19 protein-coding genes are annotated in these 20,637 nt (G+C 72.6%); 11 read left to right on the top strand and 8 right to left on the bottom strand.

The window, feature by feature from the left end; all coding sequences use genetic code 11:
* Window positions 1-3: 3 nt before the first annotated feature.
* A complete protein-coding gene (locus tag ACFVZW_RS05400) occupies window positions 4-423 on the top strand; it encodes a CBS domain-containing protein (RefSeq protein WP_384517034.1) in 420 nt (139 codons plus the stop codon).
* Here ACFVZW_RS05400 and ACFVZW_RS05395 read toward each other — a convergent pair.
* The gene (locus tag ACFVZW_RS05395) at window positions 408-1,247 is read right to left on the bottom strand and encodes an alpha/beta fold hydrolase (RefSeq protein ID WP_384517116.1); all 840 of its coding nucleotides are present in this window, start codon (window positions 1,245-1,247) and stop codon (window positions 408-410) included. The genes ACFVZW_RS05400 and ACFVZW_RS05395 overlap by 16 nt on opposite strands.
* Before the next feature lie 2 nt (window positions 1,248-1,249).
* Entirely contained in the window at window positions 1,250-1,921 is a 672-nt protein-coding gene (locus ACFVZW_RS05390) for a DUF998 domain-containing protein (protein ID WP_384517031.1), read from the bottom strand.
* 225 nt (window positions 1,922-2,146) lie between these two features.
* Between ACFVZW_RS05390 and ACFVZW_RS05385 the strand changes: the two genes are divergently transcribed.
* Together ACFVZW_RS05385 and ACFVZW_RS05380 are read left to right on the top strand one after the other, a co-directional pair.
* Entirely contained in the window at window positions 2,147-3,001 is an 855-nt protein-coding gene (locus ACFVZW_RS05385; RefSeq protein WP_384517028.1) for a DUF4190 domain-containing protein, read from the top strand.
* Window positions 3,002-3,299: 298 nt separating this feature from the next.
* Window positions 3,300-5,060, top strand: coding sequence for an NAD+ synthase (locus ACFVZW_RS05380; protein WP_384517025.1), 1,761 nt, complete (start codon window positions 3,300-3,302; stop codon window positions 5,058-5,060).
* Here the strand turns inward: ACFVZW_RS05380 and ACFVZW_RS05375 are convergent.
* Window positions 5,026-6,261 (bottom strand): MFS transporter, encoded by a 1,236-nt coding sequence (locus ACFVZW_RS05375; RefSeq protein ID WP_384517022.1) that lies wholly within the window; start codon window positions 6,259-6,261, stop codon window positions 5,026-5,028. The genes ACFVZW_RS05380 and ACFVZW_RS05375 overlap by 35 nt on opposite strands.
* A 170-nt stretch (window positions 6,262-6,431) precedes the next feature.
* A complete protein-coding gene (locus tag ACFVZW_RS05370) occupies window positions 6,432-7,454 on the bottom strand; it encodes an endonuclease/exonuclease/phosphatase family protein (protein WP_384517019.1) in 1,023 nt (340 codons plus the stop codon).
* 326 nt (window positions 7,455-7,780) lie between these two features.
* Here ACFVZW_RS05370 and panB point away from each other — a divergent pair, with 326 nt between their 5' ends.
* From panB to ACFVZW_RS05355, 3 genes are all read left to right on the top strand, one after another.
* Complete coding sequence (panB, locus tag ACFVZW_RS05365; protein WP_384517016.1) at window positions 7,781-8,644, top strand: 3-methyl-2-oxobutanoate hydroxymethyltransferase; 864 nt, start codon at window positions 7,781-7,783, stop codon at window positions 8,642-8,644.
* Between the two features lie 165 nt (window positions 8,645-8,809).
* The gene (locus ACFVZW_RS05360) at window positions 8,810-9,802 is read left to right on the top strand and encodes an ATP-binding cassette domain-containing protein (RefSeq protein WP_384517013.1); all 993 of its coding nucleotides are present in this window, start codon (window positions 8,810-8,812) and stop codon (window positions 9,800-9,802) included.
* The gene (locus tag ACFVZW_RS05355) at window positions 9,799-10,662 is read left to right on the top strand and encodes an ABC transporter permease (RefSeq protein WP_384517010.1); all 864 of its coding nucleotides are present in this window, start codon (window positions 9,799-9,801) and stop codon (window positions 10,660-10,662) included. Before ACFVZW_RS05360 ends, ACFVZW_RS05355 begins: the two co-directional genes overlap by 4 nt.
* A 24-nt stretch (window positions 10,663-10,686) precedes the next feature.
* Here ACFVZW_RS05355 and ACFVZW_RS05350 read toward each other — a convergent pair whose 3' ends face one another.
* Complete coding sequence (locus ACFVZW_RS05350) at window positions 10,687-14,439, bottom strand: BTAD domain-containing putative transcriptional regulator (protein ID WP_384517008.1); 3,753 nt, start codon at window positions 14,437-14,439, stop codon at window positions 10,687-10,689.
* A gap of 69 nt (window positions 14,440-14,508) precedes the next feature.
* On the opposite strand from ACFVZW_RS05350, the gene ACFVZW_RS05345 reads away from it, so the two are divergent.
* Window positions 14,509-15,303, top strand: coding sequence for a site-2 protease family protein (locus tag ACFVZW_RS05345; RefSeq protein ID WP_384517005.1), 795 nt, complete (start codon window positions 14,509-14,511; stop codon window positions 15,301-15,303).
* Here the strand turns inward: ACFVZW_RS05345 and ACFVZW_RS05340 are convergent.
* On the bottom strand, window positions 15,300-15,527 hold the full coding sequence (locus tag ACFVZW_RS05340) for a hypothetical protein (protein ID WP_384517002.1): 228 nt from the start codon (window positions 15,525-15,527) through the stop codon (window positions 15,300-15,302). The two genes, ACFVZW_RS05345 and ACFVZW_RS05340, sit on opposite strands and share 4 nt — an antisense overlap.
* Before the next feature lie 23 nt (window positions 15,528-15,550).
* Window positions 15,551-16,249, bottom strand: coding sequence for an NADPH-dependent F420 reductase (gene npdG / locus ACFVZW_RS05335; RefSeq protein ID WP_376440286.1), 699 nt, complete (start codon window positions 16,247-16,249; stop codon window positions 15,551-15,553).
* A 103-nt stretch (window positions 16,250-16,352) separates the two neighbouring features.
* Between npdG and ACFVZW_RS05330 the strand changes: the two genes are divergently transcribed.
* Both ACFVZW_RS05330 and ACFVZW_RS05325 read left to right on the top strand, forming a co-directional pair.
* Window positions 16,353-16,955, top strand: a complete 603-nt coding sequence (locus ACFVZW_RS05330; protein ID WP_384516999.1) for a hypothetical protein — start codon at window positions 16,353-16,355, stop codon at window positions 16,953-16,955.
* A 202-nt stretch (window positions 16,956-17,157) separates the two neighbouring features.
* Window positions 17,158-18,471 carry an MFS transporter gene (locus ACFVZW_RS05325; protein ID WP_384516996.1) on the top strand — a complete coding sequence of 438 codons (1,314 nt, stop codon included), beginning with the start codon at window positions 17,158-17,160 and terminating at the stop codon, window positions 18,469-18,471.
* 70 nt (window positions 18,472-18,541) lie between these two features.
* Here the strand turns inward: ACFVZW_RS05325 and ACFVZW_RS05320 are convergent, their stop codons facing one another.
* Window positions 18,542-18,772 (bottom strand): hypothetical protein, encoded by a 231-nt coding sequence (locus tag ACFVZW_RS05320; protein ID WP_384516993.1) that lies wholly within the window; start codon window positions 18,770-18,772, stop codon window positions 18,542-18,544.
* 58 nt (window positions 18,773-18,830) lie between these two features.
* Between ACFVZW_RS05320 and map the strand changes: the two genes are divergently transcribed.
* Window positions 18,831-19,688 (top strand): type I methionyl aminopeptidase, encoded by an 858-nt coding sequence (map, locus tag ACFVZW_RS05315; RefSeq protein WP_384516990.1) that lies wholly within the window; start codon window positions 18,831-18,833, stop codon window positions 19,686-19,688.
* 114 nt (window positions 19,689-19,802) lie between these two features.
* On the top strand, window positions 19,803-20,453 hold the full coding sequence (locus tag ACFVZW_RS05310) for a heme oxygenase (biliverdin-producing) (RefSeq protein WP_384516987.1): 651 nt from the start codon (window positions 19,803-19,805) through the stop codon (window positions 20,451-20,453).
* The last annotated feature ends 184 nt before the right edge of the window (window positions 20,454-20,637 follow it).

Raw genomic sequence — 20,637 nt, 5'->3', positions numbered from 1 at the left:
CCCATGACCACGGCGAAGGACATCATGCACCCCGGGGCCCAGTGGATCCCCCGGCACGAAACTCTCGACCGCGCGGCACAGCTGATGCGCGACCTCAATGTGGGCGCGCTGCCCATCGCCGACGAGAACGAGCGGCTGTGCGGCATCATCACGGACCGCGACATAGTCGTCGGCTGCGTGGCCATGGGCCACGACCCGGCGAAGGTCACCTGCGGAGAGATGGCGCACGGCACCCCGCGCTGGATCGAGGCGGGTTCGGACGTGGGCGAGGTACTCCACGAGATGACGGGCCACCAGATCAAGCGCCTCCCGGTCATCGAGAACAAGCGCCTGGTGGGCATGATCAGCGAGGCGGATCTGGCGCAGCATCTGGACGACGAGCAGATCAAGGAGTTCTGCGCGAGCGTCTACGCGTCCCGCTGACCGGGACCGTGGCGCAGCACCGCCCGGGCCACCGCGTCGGGGCGGTCCAGCATCATCAGGTGGCCCGACGGCTCGACCGCCTCGTAGCGGGCGTCGAGCCGGCGGGCCAGCGCGCGTTGCCGCCGCGCCCAGCGGGCGGAGCCGTCCGGGGCCGCGAGGACGGTGACGGGGAGGCAGGGCGGGAGCGGGTGCCGCTCGCGCAGGGCGAGGAGTTCGGCGGCGACCGCGCGGTAGTGGGTGTTCTCCAGGAGCGTGCCGTGCATGACGCGTGAGGTGGCGTAGCAGCGGCGTACGAGTCCGGCGGAGGCCGGGTCCCCGCCGGTGGCGCGGGAGAGCCGTACGGTGGCGCGGCGGACGGCCGGGCCGAGGGCGGCCGGGGCTCCGACGGCCGAGAGGAGCGTGCCCAGGCCGCGGGCGGCGGCGGTGCGCAGGGCCGGCGCGGCGGGGGTACGGGCGTGTTCCTCGACGGAGGAGTCGACGAGCACGATCCCGGCGGTGCGGTCCGGGTGGAGCCGGGCGAAGGCCTCGGCGTGGAACCCGGCGATGGAGTGCCCGACGACGGTGACGGGCTCCGGGTGGCCGAGCGCGTCCAGCAGTCCGGCGATGCGGTGGGCCTCGCCCGTGGCGCTGGGTGGGACGGCGGCCGGGGCGGAGAGTCCGTGGCCGGGGCGGTCGAAGCGGACGACCGTGCGGTGCGGGGTCAGCAGCGGGACGACCGGGTCCCAGTCGAACCAGCTCATGCCGAGGCCGGCGCTCAGCACGCAGACGGGTCCGCTGCCCTCGACGACGACGTGGTGGGCCACGCCCCCGACCCGTACGAACATGCTCAAGCTCTCTCCCTGGCCACGGAGACGGCGAGTATCGCGAGCCAGACTGCCACGAGCAGGACCTGCAGCCGCTGGCCGGCCCCCAGCGAGAAGGTGCCCTTGCCGGCCTCGAAGGCGACGACGGCGGCCAGGGTCCAGACGGTGGCGGCCAGTTCGAGGACGACGACGAGGGGCCCGGTGCGGGCGAGGGGCCGCCAGATCCGGTAGCGGCGGGCGGCGAACGTCAGGGCGAGCATGGCGACAAGGGCGCCCGTCATGGCGAGGCCGGAGCTGACGGCATGCGCCGTGTGGGTGGCCGGGACGAGTCCCGCGGTCTCGCGCGCGGCGCACTCCGGGTCGGCGGTGGGCGTGCAGCTGAGCGGCAGCCGGGAGTCGACGGCGGTGGCGGCGCCGAAGAGGGCGAGGGCGAGCCAGCCGGTGACGGTCCAGGGGCGGCGGCCGGGGAGCGCGAGGGCGGTGAGGGCCCCGGCGAGGACGAGGAGCCCGGCGACGAGGTCGGTCGCGCGGAACAGCCCGCCGAGCGGCTGGTCGGCGGCGGCGAGTTCGGAGACGTACGTCCGTATCGGGTCGAGCCCGGTCCGGACGACGACTTCGAGGACCCAGGCGGTGTACGCGAGGGCGCCCAGCGCCAGCAGGAGGGCGGCGACCGGTCGCGTACGGCTTCTGGACATAGTGGTACGAGATGCTATTCGGACGCCTTCTCGTCCCGGCGATCGGGGTGGATCCGGCCGGATTCGCGGTGCTCACTGGTCGTCATGAGCCCATGGTCGGCGGGGTGCGGTCGCCTCGCACGTCGGCGACTCCCCACCCATGGGCACGGGTTGCACACAAAATACGTGGCTCCTCCATAATCGGCTGGCTTACCGTCAAACCCTCAGCCACCTCGGAGGATGCGCATGACCATGCCCACGAACACCCCCGGCCAGGGCTCCTGGGGCCCGCCGCCGGTCAATATGCCCGGGATGCCTCCGCAGCCGCCGTTCCAGCAGCCGCGCAACGGTCTCGGGGTCGCCGGTCTGGTCGTCGGCGTCGTCGGCGTGTTCTTCGCGGTCATCCCGTTCCTCTTCTGGCTCGGCACGATCCTCGGCATCCTGGGCCTGATATTCGGCATCATCGGCCACAGCCGGGTCCGCTCAGGGCAGGCGACGAACAAGGGCGTCGCCCTGTCGGGCCTCGTTCTCGGCTCGATGGCCATCGTCCTGTCGATCCTGTCGCTGATCGTCACCGTCACGGCGGTGAAGGACATCGCGGACGAGATCGACAAGGAGATCGCGAACCAGGAGAAGGCCACCGCCGCTCCCACCACGGACCCCTGGGAGACGCCGGAGCCCGAGCCGACCGAGACCGCCCCGGCGGCGCTGAAGTTCGGTCAGACCTTCGCGTACGAGGACGGGATCAAGGTGACCGTCTCCAAGCCGCGGGCCTACGAGCCCGACCAGTTCGCCGCCGGGCACACCAAGGGCAACAGCGCGTTCCAGGTGACGGTCACGATCGTCAACGGCAGCAAGGAGACCCTCGACGTCTCCGGCGCCCTGGTGGACGCGACCGACGCGGAGGGCGCGCGGGCCGAGCCGGTCTTCGACGGCAGCAACGCGACGGAGATGTTCCGGGGCAACGTGCTCCCCGGCAAGCAGGCCAAGGCCAAGTTCGCGTTCTCGGTCTCGCCGAAGGCGGACGGGGAGCTGCAGGTCGAGCTGAGCCCGACGATCCTCGAGCACGAGGACGCGATCTGGGTCGGCCCGACGAAGTAGTCGGACGCCCGGCCGATCCCGGTGTCCCGCATACCGGACCGCCGGGCCACGCCGGCCGTCGGGGCCATCGGACCGCCGGGGCCGGCGGACTGCCGGGCACGCCGAGCCGGGCGGCGCACCGGACCGCACCCCCGGGCCACGGGGGCACCGGACCGCACGGACCGCACGGACCGCACCGGACCACCGGGCCACTGGCCACGGGCCTCCGGGCGGCCGACCCCCGGTCCATAGGGACATGGCCTCAACGGCCCTAGGCGTCACCAGGACATAGCGTCGGTCTGACGATTACACTGGGCGCGTGCCTCAACTACGCCTCGCTCTGAATCAGATCGACTCGACCGTCGGCGATCTCGCCGGGAACGCCGAGGCGATCGTCCACTGGACCCGGCACTCCGCCGAGCAGGGCGCGCATCTGGTCGCGTTCCCCGAGATGGTGCTGACCGGCTACCCCGTCGAGGACCTCGCGCTGCGCTCGTCCTTCGTCGAGGCGTCCCGGGACGCCCTGCGGGCGCTCGCCCGGCGCCTCGACGCGGCAGGTTTCGGGGAGCTGCCCGTGATCGTCGGCTATCTCGACCGTTCGGACCGCGCCGAGCCCCGGCTCGGGCGGCCCGCCGGATCCCCCGAGAACGCCGCCGCCGTGCTGCACCGCGGCGAGGTGGTGCTGCGCTTCGCCAAGCACCACCTCCCCAACTACGGCGTCTTCGACGAGTTCCGCTACTTCGTCCAGGGCGACACCATGCCCGTCGTCCGGGTCCACGGCGTGGACGTGGCCCTCGCGATCTGCGAGGACCTGTGGCAGGAGGGCGGCCGGGTGCCGGCCGCGCGCAGCGCGGGCGCCGGGCTGCTCGTGTCGATCAACGCCTCGCCGTACGAGCAGAACAAGGACGACACCCGGCTCGAACTGGTCCGCAAGCGCGCCCAGGAGGCGGGCTGCACCACCGCCTATCTCGCGATGATCGGCGGCCAGGACGAGCTGGTCTTCGACGGCGACTCGATCGTCGTCGACGCGAGCGGCGAAGTCGTCGCGCGCGCCCCGCAGTTCTCCGAGGGCAGCGTGCTCCTCGACCTCGATCTGCCGGCCGCCTCCCCCGACGCCCCCACGGGCGTGGTGGACGACGGGCTGCGGATCGACCGCGTGGTCCTCTCCGAGGAGCCGGTGCCCGCGTACGAGCCGGAGCTGACCGGCGGCTACGCGGACCGGCTCGACGACGACGAGGAGGTGTACTCGGCGCTGGTCGTCGGCCTGCGCGCGTACGCCGCCAAGAACGGCTTCCGTTCGGTCCTCGTCGGCCTCTCCGGCGGCATCGACTCGGCGCTGGTCGCCGCGATCGCCTGCGACGCGGTGGGCGCGCAGAACGTGTACGGCGTCTCGATGCCGTCCAAGTACTCCTCGGACCACTCGCGCGGCGACGCCGCCGAACTGGCCCGCCGCACCGGCCTCAACTTCCGTACGGTGTCGATCGAGCCGATGTTCGACGCGTACATGGGAGCGCTCGGACTCACGGGCCTGGCCGAGGAGAACCTCCAGTCCCGGCTGCGCGGCACGATGCTGATGGCGATCTCCAACCAGGAGGGCCACATCGTCCTCGCGCCGGGCAACAAGTCCGAGCTGGCGGTGGGGTATTCGACGCTCTACGGCGACTCGGTCGGCGCGTACGGACCGATCAAGGACGTCTACAAGTCGACCGTGTTCCGGCTGGCGCGCTGGCGCAACCGGGCGGCCGAGGAGCGGGGCATGACCCCTCCGATCCCGGAGAGCTCGATCACCAAGCCCCCGAGCGCCGAGCTGCGCCCGGGGCAGGTCGACACCGACTCACTGCCGGACTACGACGTCCTGGACCGGATCCTCGCGATGTACGTCGACCGCGACCAGGGCAAGGACGCCATCGTCGCGGCCGGCTTCGACGAGGAGCTGGTGACGCGGACGCTGCGGATGGTGGACACGGCGGAGTACAAGCGGCGCCAGTACCCGCCGGGCACCAAGATCTCGGCGAAGGGCTTCGGCAAGGACCGCCGGCTGCCGATCACGAACCGCTGGCGGGAGACGACGAGCCACTGACGGCCCGCTCGACGGCAGGGGCGCTTCCCGCGACGACGCGGGAGGCGCCCTCCGCCGTGCGCGTCCGGTCGAGCAGACCCGCCACCGCCGCGATCGCCAGGCCGACGACGGCGAGGACCGCGCCGACGAGCGTCGGGGAGCTCCAGCCCCAGCCGGCGGCGACGGCCGCGCCGCCCGCCCAGGCGCCGCCCGCGTTGGCCAGGTTGAACGCGGAGTGGTTGGAGGCGGAGGCCAGCGTCGGCGCGTCCTTGGCCTTGTTCATGACCAGCATCTGGAGCGGGGTGGTGGTCATGAAGCCGACGGCGCCGAGGACGACGACGGTCACGAGGGCCAGCCACGGCACATGGATCGTGAACCGGAAGGCGACCAGGACGAGCGCGAGGGCGCCGAGGGAGCCGTACAGCGTCGGGCGTAGCGCCCGGTCGGTCAGCGGGCCCGCGGCGAGCGCGCCGGCCGTCATGCCGATGCCGAAGAGGGCGAGGACGAGGGTGACGGAGGACTCCCCGAAGCCCATCACCTCGGTGGTCATCGAGGCGAGGTAGGAGTAGACCGCGAAGACGCCCGCGAAGCCGAAGACGGCGGTGAGCAGGCCGAGCAGCACCTGCGGGCGGCCGAGCGCGCGCACCTCGCGCCCCAGGCTCTGCCGCACGTCGACGGGGACGTACGGCACGAGCCGGGCGAGCGCCGCCATGGCCAGCAGGCCGATGACGGTGACGACGAGGAAGGTGGCCCGCCAGCCGAGGTGCTGGCCGAGCAGGGTCGCGGCCGGTACGCCGAGGATGTTGGCGACCGTGAGCCCGAGGAACATCGTGGCCACCGCCCGCGCCTGCCGGTCCTCGCGCACGAGCCGCGCGGCGACGACGGCGCCGACGCCGAAGAACGCGCCGTGCGGGAGCCCGGCGAGGACGCGGCCGCCGATCAGCCAGCCGAAGCCGGGGGCGAGCGCGGAGGCCAGGTTGCCGACGACGAACAGAGCCATCAGCAGGAGCAGCATCTTCTTGCGCGGGATGCGCGAGCCGAGCGCGGTGAGCAGCGGGGCGCCTATGACGACGCCGATCGCGTAGGCGGAGACGAGGTGTCCCGCGGTGGGGACGGAGGTGCCGAGGTCGTCGGCGACGTTGGGCAGCAGGCCCATCATCACGAACTCGGTGGTGCCGATGCCGAAGGCGGAGACGGCGAGCGCGAGCAGCGCCAGGGGCATGGGGAGAGCCTTTCCAGACGAATAGTTCTTCGACTGAACAAATACTCTCAGGTGGAATGTTCCCGCCGGACTCCCCCCAGGTGAAGAGGGGGTTTCGACCGGCGCTCGGTTCGGAACCGGGCGCGGGGGCCGAGGGCCCGGCACGGGGCCCCGGGCGCCGGGGCCGGGCGTCAGAGCCGTACGCGCGCCGCGATCGGCAGATGGTCGCTCATGGTCTCCGGCAGCGTCCACGAGGAGACCGGCTCCACGCCCTTCACCAGGATCTGGTCGATCCGCGCCATCGGGAACGAGGCCGGCCAGCTGAAGCCGAAGCCGTCGCCCGACGCGCCCTGGGTGGAGCGCATCTGCGCGGTGACGGCGTTGAGCGCGCGGTCGTTCATGGTGCCGTTGAGGTCGCCGAGCAGGATGATCCGCTTCAGCCGGTCGGAGGCGATGGCCTCGCCCAGCAGGTTCGCGCTGTTGTCGCGCTGGTTGGCGGTGAAGCCCGCGTTCATCTTGACCCGTACGGACGGGAGGTGGGCGACGTACACCCGCGCGTCGCCCTTCGGCGTGGCGACGGTGGCGCGCATGGCGCGGGTCCAGCCCATGCCGGTGTCCACCGGCTGCGGATCGCTCAGCGGGTACTTGCTCCACAGCCCGACCGTGCCCTGCACGGAGTGGTACTTGTACGTGCTCGCCAGGCCGCTCTCGTACACCGGGACCATGTCGCCCTTGAGCTCCTCCAGGGCCACCACGTCCGCGCCGGACGCGGCGATCTGCCGGGCGGTCCCCTCCGGGTCGGGGTTGTCGGCGTTCACGTTGTGGGTGGCCACGGTGAGATCGCCGCCCGCGCCGGACTTGTCGGTGATGAGCCCCCCGAAGAGGTTGACCCAGACCACGGTCGGCAGGAGCAAGGCGATCAGCGCGGTGGCCGAGCGCCGCAGCAGCGCGAACACGAGCAGGACCGGCACGAGCACGCCCAGCCAGGGCAGGAAGGTCTCGGTGAGGCTGCCCAGGTTGCCGATCCGGTTGGGGATCTCGGCGTGGAACACCATCAGCAAGGTGAGCAGCACCGCGCAGACGGCCAGGAGGATCCCGCGGCGCCAGATGCCCCGGTCGCCGCGCCAGCGGTCGAGCGCCGCCCGGAACCGGGGCCGGGAGCGCTCGTCCCCCGCGCCGCCGTTCTCGGTCTCCGCCATGTCCACCCGCGCCATTGCTCAGTCCTCACTGCCTTGCTCTGTGACCCGACGTCGACACTAGGTGATGCCGGGCCTGCCGTACTGCCACGGGGGACGACACAGCGGCGCGGCGGGTTCCTGCAGGTGGCGTGAGGGCGGGTGGCTGTGACAGAACGCGCACATTCGCACGTACGTGGCCGAACACCCCGCGGGCGTGCCCGTCCCCGGCCGCCTTCCACCGTCACGGCGGTGTGAACAGGACCACTCCGGCCCTCTTTCCGCGCCGTGGCGCGAGGTGCCACCATGGATGTGGTCCGGGGACGCCGTCAGGGCGCCTCGAGATGACGAAGGAGCCGTTCACCATGACGCTTCAGCCTGCCCCGAAGCAGTCCCCCGACAGCAGCAAGGCGCTGTACGGAGGCAAGGGCACGCGCCGTATCTCCGTCCACGACATCACCGCGGCCAAGGCTCGCGGCGAGAAGTGGCCCATGCTCACCGCCTACGACGCGATGACCGCGTCCGTCTTCGACGAGGCCGGAATCCCGGTCGTGCTCGTCGGCGACTCCATGGGCAACTGTCACCTCGGTTACGACACCACCGTGCCCGTCACGATGGACGAGATGACCCTCCTGTCGGCCGCCGTCGTACGGGGCACCAAGCGCGCCCTCGTCGTCGGCGACCTCCCCTTCGGTTCGTACCAGGAAGGGCCCGTCCAGGCCCTGCGCAACGCCACCCGGCTCGTCAAGGACGCGGGCGTCGGCGCGGTCAAGCTGGAAGGCGGCGAGCGCTCGCTGCCGCAGACCGAGCTGCTCGTCCAGGCAGGGATCCCGGTCATGTCCCACCTGGGCCTCACCCCGCAGTCCGTCAACACCATGGGGTACCGCGTCCAGGGCCGCACCGACGAGGCCGCGCACCGGCTGCTCAGCGACGCCAAGGCGGCCCAGGACGCGGGCGCCTTCGCCGTCGTCCTGGAGCTCGTCCCGGCCGAGCTGGCCGCCGAGGTCACGCGCTCGCTGCACATCCCGACCATCGGGATCGGCGCCGGCCCGCACACCGACGCCCAGGTCCTCGTGTGGACCGACATGGCCGGTCTGACCGGCGGCAAGGTCCCGCGCTTCACCAAGCAGTACGCCAACCTCCGCGAGACGCTCGGCGACGCCGCGCGCGCCTTCGCGGAGGACGTCACCGGCGGGGCGTTCCCCGCCGAGGAGCACACCTTCCACTAGGTCCTGGTCCGGTCCGCCGGCACTGGACGCGGGTCGCGAGTGAGGAGCGCGTGACCCGCGTCCGGTCTCGTGCCGACAGCCCGCCGTCGTGTTCGTCGGCGGGCCGTCGGTCCCCTGTCGGCCTTCTGTCGGTGCGTTGTCGGTGGCGGCTGCTCTCATGAGGGCATGACGCGATCCGCACACAACGCCGTCGAGGTACGAGGCCTCGTGAAGCACTACGGCGAGACGAAGGCCCTCGACGGGGTCGACCTCGACGTCCGGGAGGGCACGGTCCTCGGCGTGCTCGGCCCGAACGGGGCGGGCAAGACCACCCTCGTCCGCTGCCTGTCCACGCTCATCGTCCCGGACTCCGGGACCGCCACCGTCGCCGGCTACGACGTGGTGAAGCAGCCCCGCCAGCTCCGCCGCACGATCGGCCTCACCGGCCAGTACGCCTCGGTCGACGAGAAGCTCTCCGGCTGGGAGAACCTCTACATGATCGGGCGGCTGCTCGACCTCTCCCGCAAGGACGCCCGGCGCCGCGCCGACGACCTCCTGGAGCGGTTCTCGCTCACCGAGGCCGCCAAGCGGCCCGCGATGCAGTACTCCGGCGGAATGCGCCGGCGGCTCGACCTCGCCGCCTCGATGATCGGGCAGCCCGCCGTCCTCTACCTGGACGAACCCACCACCGGCCTCGACCCGCGCACCCGCAACGAGGTCTGGGACGAGGTCAAGAGGATGGTCGCCGAGGGCGTGACCGTGCTGCTGACCACGCAGTACATGGAGGAGGCGGAGCAGCTCGCGAGCGAGCTGACCGTCATCGACCGCGGCAAGGTCATCGCCAACGGCAAGGTCGACGAGCTCAAGGCCCGCGTCGGCGGCCGCACGCTCACGATCCGCCCGGTGGACCCGGCCGACCTGCCCGCGATGGCCGCCGCGCTGCGCGAGTCGGGCCTGGACGGCATCGCCGGCTCGACCGTCGTCCCCGACGAGGGCGTGCTCTACGTCCCGATCCTGAGCGACGAGCAGCTGACCGCCGTCGTGGGCCTGCTGGGCGCGCGCGGGTACGGCATCGCCCACATCGGCACGCACCTGCCCAGCCTGGACGAGGTCTTCCTCGCCATCACGGGCGAGAAGACGACCGTTTCCGACACGACCCTCGAGGAGGTCGCCGCGTGAGCACCACGACGACCACACAGCTCACCAAGGCTCCCGTCGACGCACCGGGTCCTGCCCCGGTGCGCACGGCGCCCGGCGGCGAGGGCCGGATCGGCCTGCGCGCCAACCTCCGCCACATCGGCGCCCTGGCCCGGCGGAACGCACTGCAGATCAAGCAGGACCCGGAGTCGATGTTCGACGTCGTCCTGATGCCGATCATCTTCGTGCTGCTCTTCGTGTACGTCTTCGGCGGCGCGATCTCCGGCAAGGGCAACAACGACGCGTACGTGAACTACGTGGTCCCCGGCCTGATGGCGATGATGGGCATGAACATCGCGATGGCCGTCGGCACGGGCATCAACGACGACTTCAAGAAGGGGGTCATGGACCGGTTCCGGACGATGCCGATCGCCCGGTCCTCCGTCCTGATCGCGAAGATCGTCGTCGAGATCGGCCGGATGCTGATCGCCACCGCGATCCTCCTCGGCATGGGCTTCCTGCTGGGCCTGGAGATCAAGGGCTCGATCCTGGACCTCTTCGCCGCCATCGGTCTGTCCATGGTCTTCGGCGCCTCGCTGATGTGGATCTTCATCCTGCTCGGTCTCGCGATGAAGACGGCCCAGGCCGTCCAGGGAATGGCCATGATCGTTCTGATGCCGCTGCAGTTCGGCTCCTCGATCTTCGCCCCGCCGACCTCGATGCCCGGCTGGCTGGAGACCTTCACCGACTACAACCCGCTGTCGAACCTCGCCGACGCCGCCCGTGCCATGATCAACGGCACCCCGGTCGGCGACTCGGTGTGGATGACGCTCGGCTGGGCCGTGGTGATCACGGCCGTGACGGCACCGCTCGCGGTCGCCAAGTTCCGCAAGAAGACCTGATCCGTACGGGGGTTCAGGACGGGTTCAGGACTCGACGCGCCCCTGGATCGCGTCGGCGCGTTCGAGCAGGGCGGCGGCCTCCTCCCAGGAGAGGCCGTCGCCCTCCGCGTACGCGGCCTCGAACGCCTCGTCGCCGAGCACGGAGCGGGCCAGTTCCGTGGCGCGCTCCAGGTTGTCGCGCTCGGGCGGCGAGAGCAGATGGGCCTTCGGGAGCAGGCCCTCGTGCGCCCCGATGAGCCGGGCGCCGAGCGCCGCGCCGGGGCCGCCGAGCCCGGCCAGGGCCCAGGCGGCGGTGATCAGGTGGATGGCGGGCATCTGGGGGGCGACGACCATCGACAGGGTGCCCAGGGAGCGTTCGAGAGCCTTCCTGGAGTGGGCGAGCGCCGAGGCGTACCGACCGTCGAGGTTGTCCAGCCAGCCGAGGCCGCCGAGAGTGAACCCGCCGAAGATCGACAGCGTCTCGGAGCTGAAGTCGTCCAGGAGCGCGGTGAGGAGCGCGCGGGCCTCGGCGGTGCGGCCGGTGCGGCCGAGCAGCATGGCCAGGAACAGCCGGGCGGCGAGCGTCGGTTCGTGTCCGCGGTTCTCAACAGCCGCCACGACCTCGCGCAGGATCTCCTCCGCCTCCTCGGCTCGACCGGTCAGCGAGAGCATGTCGGCGTACCGGGCGCGCAACAGCGCCATCTGGGACTGGGCGCCGATCCGCTCGGCGTATCCGATGGCGGCGACGAAGTCCTCGGCCGCACCCTCGAAGCGAAGCTGCCGCTCGCGGGCCTCTCCGCGCGCGGAGAGGGCCTCGGCCGTTCCCCAGGAGTCGCCGAGGCGGACGAAGATCTCCAGGCTCTCGTCGGCGTCGTCGGCCGCGGCACCGGCCCAGTCCACCCGGTTGGCCAGCATGTTGGCGCGGAGCGTGAGGGCGTTGGCGAGTTCCCAGTCGTAGCGGAAGCGGCGACAGGCGTCGACGGTGGCGTCCAGCAGCTCCCGCATCCTGCCCGCCTCGCCGATGATGATGACGGCGAAGACGGCGAAGGAGCCGGGGAGTCGGCAGGTCTGCGGGAGCCCGGGCCGGTAGACGGCGGTGATCCGCTTGAGCCGTTCGATCCCCTCGGGCGTGGTCCAGTCGCCCGTCATGTGGTCCATGTTGAGGAGCCCGATCAGCCGCACCCCGCGCCGGGCCTCCCACAGTTGCTCCTCGCTCAGCGGCGGGGGCGTGGCGGTGCAGGGCTCGTGGAGCGGTACGACGGGGGCGGCGGGCGGCGCGAAGGGGTCGGGCCCGAGGGCGGCGGCGGCCTCGGACCAGTGCAGGGCGTCGGCGCGCAGGTCGCGCATCTGCCAGTACCAGAGGAGGGAATGGACGAGCAGGAGCGCCTCGTGCTCGTCCCGGGCGGCGACGGCGTGGCGCAGGGCGGTGCGCAGGTTCTCGTACTCGGTCCGGAACCAGGTCATGGCGCGGAGCTGGCCGCTGCCCCGGAGCTCGGGGTCCGTGAGGCGGGCGAGTTCGCGGTAGTGGACGAGATGGCGCCGCTCGACCTCCGCCCGCTCCTCCGCCTCGTCGAGCCGCTCGCCGGTGTACTCGGCGACGGTCTCCAGGAGGCGGTAGCGCATCGTCCCGTCGTCGGCGGGCGCGGCGACGACCAGCGACTTGTCGACGAGCGACCCGAGGAGGTCGAGGATGTCGTCCGGGGTGGTGCCGCACACCGCCTCCGCCGCCTCCAGGTCGCAGCCGCCCGTGAAGGCCGACAGGCGGCGCAGGACGGCCCGTTCGGGCGCGTCGAGCAGGTCCCAGGACCAGTCGACCACCGCGCGGAGGGTCTGCTGGCGGGGCAGGACGGTACGGGCTCCCGAGGTGAGGAGATGGAAGCGGTCGTCGAGGCGGTCGGCGATCTGGCGTGGTGTCAGCAGTCGCAGCCGCGCCGCCGCCAGCTCGATCGCGAGCGGGAGGCCGTCGAGGCGCCGGCAGATCTCGGCGCATGCCCCGGGGTCGTCGCCGGGGGTGAAGCCGGCCCGGGCCGCGGCCCCGCGCTCCCCGAGCAGACGCAGCGCGCTCTCGGGCGACAGCGGCTCCACGGGGCGCAGGAACTCCCCGGGGACACCGAGCGGTTCGCGGCTCGTGGCGAGGACCGTCACGCCCGGGCAGCGGGCGAGCAGCGACTCGGCGAGGGCCGCCGCCGCGTCCACCACGTGTTCGCAGTTGTCCAGGATGAGCAGGAGCCGGCGCGAGGCGCAGTGCTCGACGAGGCGTCCGAGCGGGGTGTCGGTGCCGCGCAGCTCCTCCGCGCCCGCGCCGCGCAGCACCGTCTCGCGCGCCCCGACGGCCCCGAGCACGGCCTCGGTGACGGCCTCGGGGTCGGTGACGGGTGCGAGCTCGGCGAGCCAGACCCCGTCCGGCCACGCCCCGCCGTCGGCGGCATGCTCGGCCGCCTCCTGCGAGAGCCGCGTCTTCCCGGCCCCGCCGGGCCCGAGAAGGGTGACGAGCCGACTCCCGTACAGGTCGTCCCGGAGCTGGACGATGTCCTGACCCCGCCCGACGAAACTGGTGAGCCGCGCCCGGAGATTGCCGGGGCGGGGCGGGGCGGCGGTGCGCCGCGGATCCGCGAGGACCTCCGCGTCACGCCCTGCGGCCTGGGCCGGGCCGGACGCCGCCGACGCGACGGATCCGGGCGGCCCCGCGGGAGCGGCGGGGCCGTCGGTGGCGTCCTGCGCCGGGCGTTGGCCCTCGGGGACCCACGATCCCCCGGGCCCCGCAGGCCCGGCAGGGCCGCCGGTGGCGTCCTGCGCCGGGCCGGGGGCCGCCGGGGCCACGGATGCGTCCGGCCCCGAAGGCCGGGCGGCGACACCGGTGTCGTGCGCCGGGCCGGTGGCCGCCAAGGCCTCCCGGAACCCGGATCCGGGCCGTCCCGCCGGCCCGGCGGGGGCGCCGGTGGCGCCTCGTGGCGAGCCGGTCCCTGCCAGGTCGTCCTGCGCGCCGGCGCCGGCCCGGGCGGGCGGCTCGTGGGGTGTCCGCCCCTGGCCGGGGCTGCTCGTCCCGGCCTCCGGTGACAGCAGCTCCGCGTGGAGGGCCCGGAGCGTGGCGGAGGGGTCCGTACCGAGGCGGTTCGCCAGGTCGCGGCGGAAGGACTCGTAGGCGGCGAGGGCCTCCGCCGCGCGGCCCGTGTCGCGGAGGGCCCGGATGCGCAGGGCCCGGAGGGGTTCGTCCAGCGGGTGGACCTCGCAGAGGGCGACCAGCTCGGGGAGGACCGACGCGCCCTCGCCCAGCGCGAGGGCGGTGTCGAAGCGGGCACGGCGGGCGTCGAGGCGGCGGGCCTCCCAGCGGGCGGCCTCCGCCGTGCGGTCCGGCAGATCGGCGAGCGCGGGGCCGCGCCACAGGCCGAGCGCCTCGTCGAGCAGCTCCGCCGCCCGTGCCGGGTCGCCCGCGCCGAACGCCCGTACCCCCTCCCCCGCCAGCCGCTCGAAACGGTGCGCGTCCACGTCCTCGGGCCCGGCCGCCAGCCGGTAGCCGCCCGGGGCCGACTCCACCGCGTCCCGCCCGAGCGCCCGCCGCAGCCGCCCCACCAGGGCCTGGAGCGCCGCGGCGCCGTCGGCCGGCGGGGCCCCGTCCCACACCTCGTCGACGAGGACGCCGACCGGCACGGTCCGCCCGGCCCGCAGGGCCAGCACGGTCAGCAGCGCCCGCAGCCGGGCACCGCCGAGGGCGACGGGCGTGCCGTGGACGGTGTGGACCTGGGTGGGGCCGAGGACGGAATAGCGCACAGGCCCTATTCTCCGTGAGCCGGGGATCATCGCAGGAACTCACCCCCGCCCCGGCACGTTTCCCGCACACACCCCGCCGCGCCCCAGGGAGTCCCACCCATGACCACGGCCACCACCCGTAGCCACGAGCGCAGGATCAGCCCGGTCTTCCTGGCCATCCTCGCCGTCATGGCGGTCACCGGCTGGGCCGTGTGGACCGATTTCGCGTCCTCGACCAGTCTGGCGATCTTCCTCTTCGTCACCTCGGCGTGGATCGTCTCGCTCTGCCTCCACGAGTACGCGCACGCCCGCACCGCGCTGCACGGCGGCGACATCACGGTCGGTGCGAAGGGGTACCTCACGCTCAACCCCCTCGCCTACACCCACGCCGTGCTGAGCATCATCCTGCCGGTGCTCTTCGTGATCATGGGCGGTATCGGCCTGCCGGGCGGGGCGGTCTTCATCGAGCAGGGCCGGATCAAGGGCCGCTGGAAGCACAGTCTGATCTCGGCGGCGGGTCCGCTGGCGAACGTCCTGTTCGCGGTCGTGTGCACGGCGCCGTTCTGGCTGGACGCGCTGGACGGCGTCCCGCTCGCCTTCCAGTACGCGCTGGCCTTCCTGGCGTTCCTCCAGGTGACGGCCGCGCTCCTGAACTTCCTGCCGGTGCCGGGCCTCGACGGCTACGGGGTGATCGAGCCCTGGCTGTCGTACAAGATCAAGCGGCAGATCGAGCCGTACGCGCCGTACGGCTTCTTCGTCGTGATCGCGCTGCTCTTCGTCCCGGCGGTCAACGGCGCGTTCTTCGACGCGATCGACGCGCTGATGCGGGCGCTGGGCGTGCCGGAGATCTCCCGCTACTGCGGCTCGAACCTCTACCGCTTCTGGCAGGAGACGCCGGAGCTCTGCGAGGTCTAGGCCGTCTCGGTGGCCTTGGCGCGACGGATGTAGTACCAGGCCATGTTGGAGGAGAGGCCGGCCAGGAGCACCCAGACGACGCCGAGCCAGCTGCCCGAGACGAAGGAGACGACGGCCGCGACGACGGCGAGGGCGCAGACGGCGAGGGCGTAGAGAGCGAGGCGGGGCATGGGGGTCGGCTCCTGTCCGGGTACGGCTGATGGTGCCCGTCCAGTGTCCCCCATGCCCCCGACCGCTCGGGCCCCGGTCAGACGTCGGTGACGCGCAGGCCCGCGTGGGCCTTGTAACGGCGGTTGACCGAGATCAGGTTGGCGACCAGCGACTCGACCTGGTGGGCGTTGCGCAGCCGGCCGGCGAAGACGCCGCGCATCCCGGGGATGCGGCCGGCGAGCGCCTGGACGATCTCGACGTCGGCACGCTCCTCGCCGAGGACCATCACGTCCGTGTCGATCTCGTCGATCGAGGGGTCCTGGAGCAGGACGGCCGAGAGGTGGTGGAAGGCGGCGGCGACCCGGGACTCGGGCAGCAGGGCGGCGGCCTGCTCGGCCGCGGAGCCCTCCTCGGGCTTGAGGGCGTAGGCGCCCTTCTTGTCGAAGCCGAGCGGGTTGACGCAGTCGACGACGAGCTTGCCTGCGAGTTCGGCGCGCAGCGACTCCAGGGTCTTGGCGTGCCCGTCCCACGGAACGGCGACGATCACGATGTCGCTGCGGCGGGCGCACTCGGCGTTGTCGGCGCCCTCGACGCCGAGGCCCAGCTCGTCGGCGGCGGTCTGCGCGCGCTCGGCGGCGCGGGAGCCGATGATCACCTTCTGGCCGGCCTTCGCGAGCCGGTAGGCGAGACCGCGGCCCTGGTCGCCGGTGCCGCCGAGGACGCCGACGACGAGACCGGACACGTCGGGGAGGTCCCAGGGGTCCTTGGGGGCGGGGGCGGGAGTGGAGGAAGTCATGGCCTCGACATTACTGGCCGGTGGTGAGGGCGCGTCTCCCGTACGGGTGGTTCCTCGGCAACCGGCCACCGCGCGGGCAGCTGCTGCGGCAGGATGCGGCGCCATGGATGCCGTGCGGGTCGCGTTGCTGCGGGAAGTACTGGCCGGGACCGAGTGGCCGGCGGCGGCCCGGGGCTTCGCGGGTTCGCTCCGGTCCTCCGTCGTGCCCCACGGGGGCGGGCTGCTCCTGGTGGGGACGGCGGATTACGAGCCCTGGCATCTGGCGGCGCACCTCGTGGACGAGGCGACCTGGTCGGGGCAGCCGGAGCTGGCGCCGACGCTGGTGCGCCACCACGTGCGGCCGGGCGATCCGGCGCACCTGGCGGTGGGGCTCGGCCGACTGGAGTCGGCGCGCCGCGGGGGGACGCTGCTCATGGTGGCGCCGGAACGGCCCGACGCGGGGCTTCTGGAGCGGGTCCACGACGCCCGGAGGGCGGGGGCGACGGTGCTCTCGCTGGACGCCGGCGACCCGGAGGTGCACGGCCTGGCGCACGAGACGCTGACGGTGGCCGCGGACGCGGAGGTCGACCTGGACACGGTGCAGCACCTGGTGAGCGCGGCGGCCGGCGAGAACAGCCTGCCGTCCCCCCGCGGCGGCCGCCGCCTCCGCGACCGACTGTCCCGCCTGGCCGACCACTTGACGTCACCACCACCGCCGGGCTGGTAGCGGTCGACGGAGACGCCACGGTCCGCCGGTTCGCGCACCGAGGCCCGCGTGCCCTGGGACAGACCGGCGCCACCGTGGCCCATGTGCCCTGTGCCGGCCGCGGCCGGAGCCCGGGGCCTCGGCACCGTGGTCCGGTCCGCCCCACCCGTACCGTCGTAATTCGGTTGCCGTGCGAACGGCCGCCGACGGAGCATGGCGCCTCGTGACCTCGAAGCTCTCCGCCGTGCTGCCCGATCTGACGCCGTGGCGGTCCTCCCGCGACTTCCGGCTGCTGTGGGTGCAGGGGCTCGTCGCCTTCTTCTCCAGCGCCGTGGCGATGATCGCGCTGCCGCTGCAGATCAAGGATCTGACCGGGTCGCCGCTCGCCGTCGGCGCGATGGGCGCGGTCGAGCTCGTCCCGCTGGTCGTCTTCGGGCTCTACGGCGGCGCGCTCGCCGACGCCGTCGACCGGCGCAAGGTCCTCGTCGCCACCGAGGCGGGGCTCGGGCTGCTCGCCCTGCTCCTGCTGCTCAACTCGCTCCTGCCCGAGCCGATGCTCTGGCCGCTGTACGTCGTCGCCGCCGGCGTCTCCGCGCTCGCCGGGCTCCAGCGCCCCGCCCTGGACTCACTGCTCGCCCGGATCGTGCCGCACGACCAGCAGACCGCCGCCGCGGCGCTCAACTCGCTGCGCTGGCAGATGGGCACCATCGCCGGACCGGCCCTCGCGGGTCTGCTCGTGGCGTACGCCGGTCACGCTCCCGCGTACGGCGTGACGATCGCCGGCTTCCTCGCCTCCGTACTCCTGTGTCTGCGGCTCTCCCCCGCGCCGCCCGCGCACGACGCGGACAAGCCGTCCCTCCGCGGGATCGTCGAGGGAGCGCGGTACGCCTGGTCACGGCCGGTGCTGCTGGGTACGTACGTGATCGACCTCGCCGCGATGTTCTTCGCCTTCCCGAACACGATCTTCCCGTTCCTCGCGGACGAGCTGGACGCGGACTGGTCGCTGGGCCTGATGTACGCGGCGGGCTCGGTCGGCTCGCTCGTCCTCGGCCTGACCAGCGGCTGGACCTCACGGATCCGACGGCACGGGTGGCTGGTCGTCTGCGGTGCCACGGCCTGGGGGCTGGCGATCGCCGCGGCCGGCTGGTTCTCGAACATCTGGCTCGTGCTGCTGTGCCTGGCGTTCGCGGGCGCCGGCGACATGGCGAGCGGCCTGGGCCGCGCCACGATCTGGAACCAGACGATCCCGGAGGAGCTGCGTGGCCGGCTCGCCGGGATCGAGGTCCTCTCCTACAGCGTCGGCCCGCAGCTGGGCCAGGTCCGAGCGGGCGCCATGGCGGGCTGGACGGGGACGCGGGCGGCGGTCTGGTCGGGCGGCGTGGCCTGCGTGGCCTCGGTCGGTCTGCTCTGTCTGACCCTGCCGAAGCTCCTGATGTACGACTCCGACACGGACGAGGACGCGCTGCGCCACAAGGCCGCGCAGGAGGAGCGGGAGGCACGCGACGCGCGGGAGGCCGGGACCGGGGCCCCGGCCTGACGAGCGTGAGCGGAAGGGGCGGCCCCGCGGCCGGGCGCTCCCTGGGGCCGTCCGGCCGGGCGGGCGCCGGCTAGTCCGGCGTCTCGTCGGACTTCGGGGCGTCGTGCCACTTGGGGTCCGTATCCCACTCCACGTTGCGTTCCCGCGCGGTCTCCATCGCGTGGGACGCCTCCTCACGTGTGGCGTACGGTCCGAAGCGGTTCTTCGACGGGCACTCCGGGCCCTCCTCGACCTTCTTGTGCTCCAGGCAGTAGTACCACTCGCCCGGTTTGCCCACCGTGCGCTTCTTGAACAGGGCCATCGTCGGCTCCTTCCTCTGAGGCCATGCTGCCCCAGACGCGGTCGTTAGACTCGCTGACATGTCTGGCCAGTCGCTGCTCGTACCGGGGGAGATCTCCCCCCACCGCTCCGTTCCGGGAGCCATCCGTCGTCCCGAATACGTCGGGAAGCCCGCACCCACCCCGTACACGGGGCCCGAGGTGCAGGATTCCGACACCGTCGAGCGGATGCGGATCGCCGGCCGCATCGCCGCGCAGGCGATGGAGGAGGCCGCCAAGCACATCGCGCCGGGTGTCACCACGGACGAGCTTGACCGGGTCGCGCACGAGTTCATGTGCGACCACGGGGCGTACCCCTCCACCCTCGGCTACCGCGGCTTCCCGAAGTCGCTCTGCTCCTCGGTCAACGAGGTCATCTGCCACGGAATCCCCGACTCCACCGTCCTCAACGACGGCGACATCGTGAACCTGGACGTCACGGCGTACATCAACGGGGTCCACGGCGACAACAACGCCACCTACCTCTGCGGCGACGTGGACGACGAGTCCCGGCTGCTCGTCGAACGCACCCGCGAGTCGCTCGACCGGGCCATCAAGGCGGTCAAGCCGGGCCGCCAGATCAACATCATCGGCCGGGTCATCGAGTCGTACGCCAAGCGCTTCGGCTACGGCGTCGTCCGCGACTTCACCGGGCACGGCATCAACTCGTCGTTCCACTCCGGGCTGATCGTCCCGCACTACGACTCCCCGCACGCCACCACGGTCATCCAGCCCGGCATGACGTTCACGATCGAGCCGATGCTGACGCTGGGCACGCACGAGTACGACATGTGGGACGACGGCTGGACGGTCGTGACCAAGGACCGAAAGCGGACGGCGCAGTTCGAGCACACGCTGGTCGTCACGGAGACCGGGGCCGAAATCCTTACGTTGCCCTGAGCCCGTACCGGGGTAGCGTTTTACCGACAGGTCGTCGGGAACCAGTTGACTTAGGTAAGCCTAAGTAGCAGTATCGCAGCAGGTTCTCGTCCCCATCGGTCCCGGAGGCACGCCTTGGACACGCCCTTCTCGACGCTCATCCGCACGGCCTCGCACGAGCAGCACACCGAGGCCGAGACGTCGACCTTCATGAGCGACCTCCTCGGGGGACGTCTCGCCGTGGACGCGTACACGCGGTACACGGAGCAGCTCTGGTTCGTGTACCGCGCGCTGGAGGACGGCGCCGAGGCGCTGAAGAACGACCCGGTCGCCGGGCCCTTCATACAGCCGGAGCTGTTCCGCACCACCGCGCTGGAGCAGGACCTCGCCCATCTCCGGGGCCCGGAGTGGCGCGCCGGGCTCACGCCCCTGCCCGCGACCGTCGCGTACGCCGCCCGCGTGGCGGAGTGCGCGCGGGAGTGGCCGGCGGGTTATGTGGCCCACCACTACACGCGCTACCTGGGCGACCTGTCCGGCGGCCAGATCATCCGCGACAAGGCCGAGCGCACGTGGGGCTTCGCGCGCAAGGGCGACGGCGTCCGGTTCTACGTCTTCGACGAGATCACGAACCCGGCGGCCTTCAAGCGGGGGTACCGGGAGCTGCTCGACGCGGTGAACGCCGACGATCTGGAGAAGCAGCGGATCATCGACGAGTGCAAGCGCGCGTTCGACTTCAACGGCGCGGTCTTCCGCGAGCTGGGAAGCGAGTTCCCGCTCAGCGCGTGAGCGTCACTGGTGAGCGTGGCTACGCCCGCGGGTGCGAGTCGGTGTGGGTACGTCCGCGGAAGCGCCGGCGGGTGCGCATCGGCGGTGGGTGCATGCGGTGCCTCGGGCCCGGGGTGCGTCCGCGGGTGCTCGTCGACGCGGGAGCGTCGCGGTGGGTGCGTGCGGTGCCTCGGGCCCGGGGTGC

The sequence above is a fragment of the Streptomyces sp. NPDC059567 genome, assembly GCF_042735655.1.
Lineage (GTDB): Bacteria > Actinomycetota > Actinomycetes > Streptomycetales > Streptomycetaceae > Streptomyces.
The sequence above is the reverse complement of the archived record's forward strand: the minus strand, read 5'-3'. Positions and strand labels throughout refer to the sequence as shown.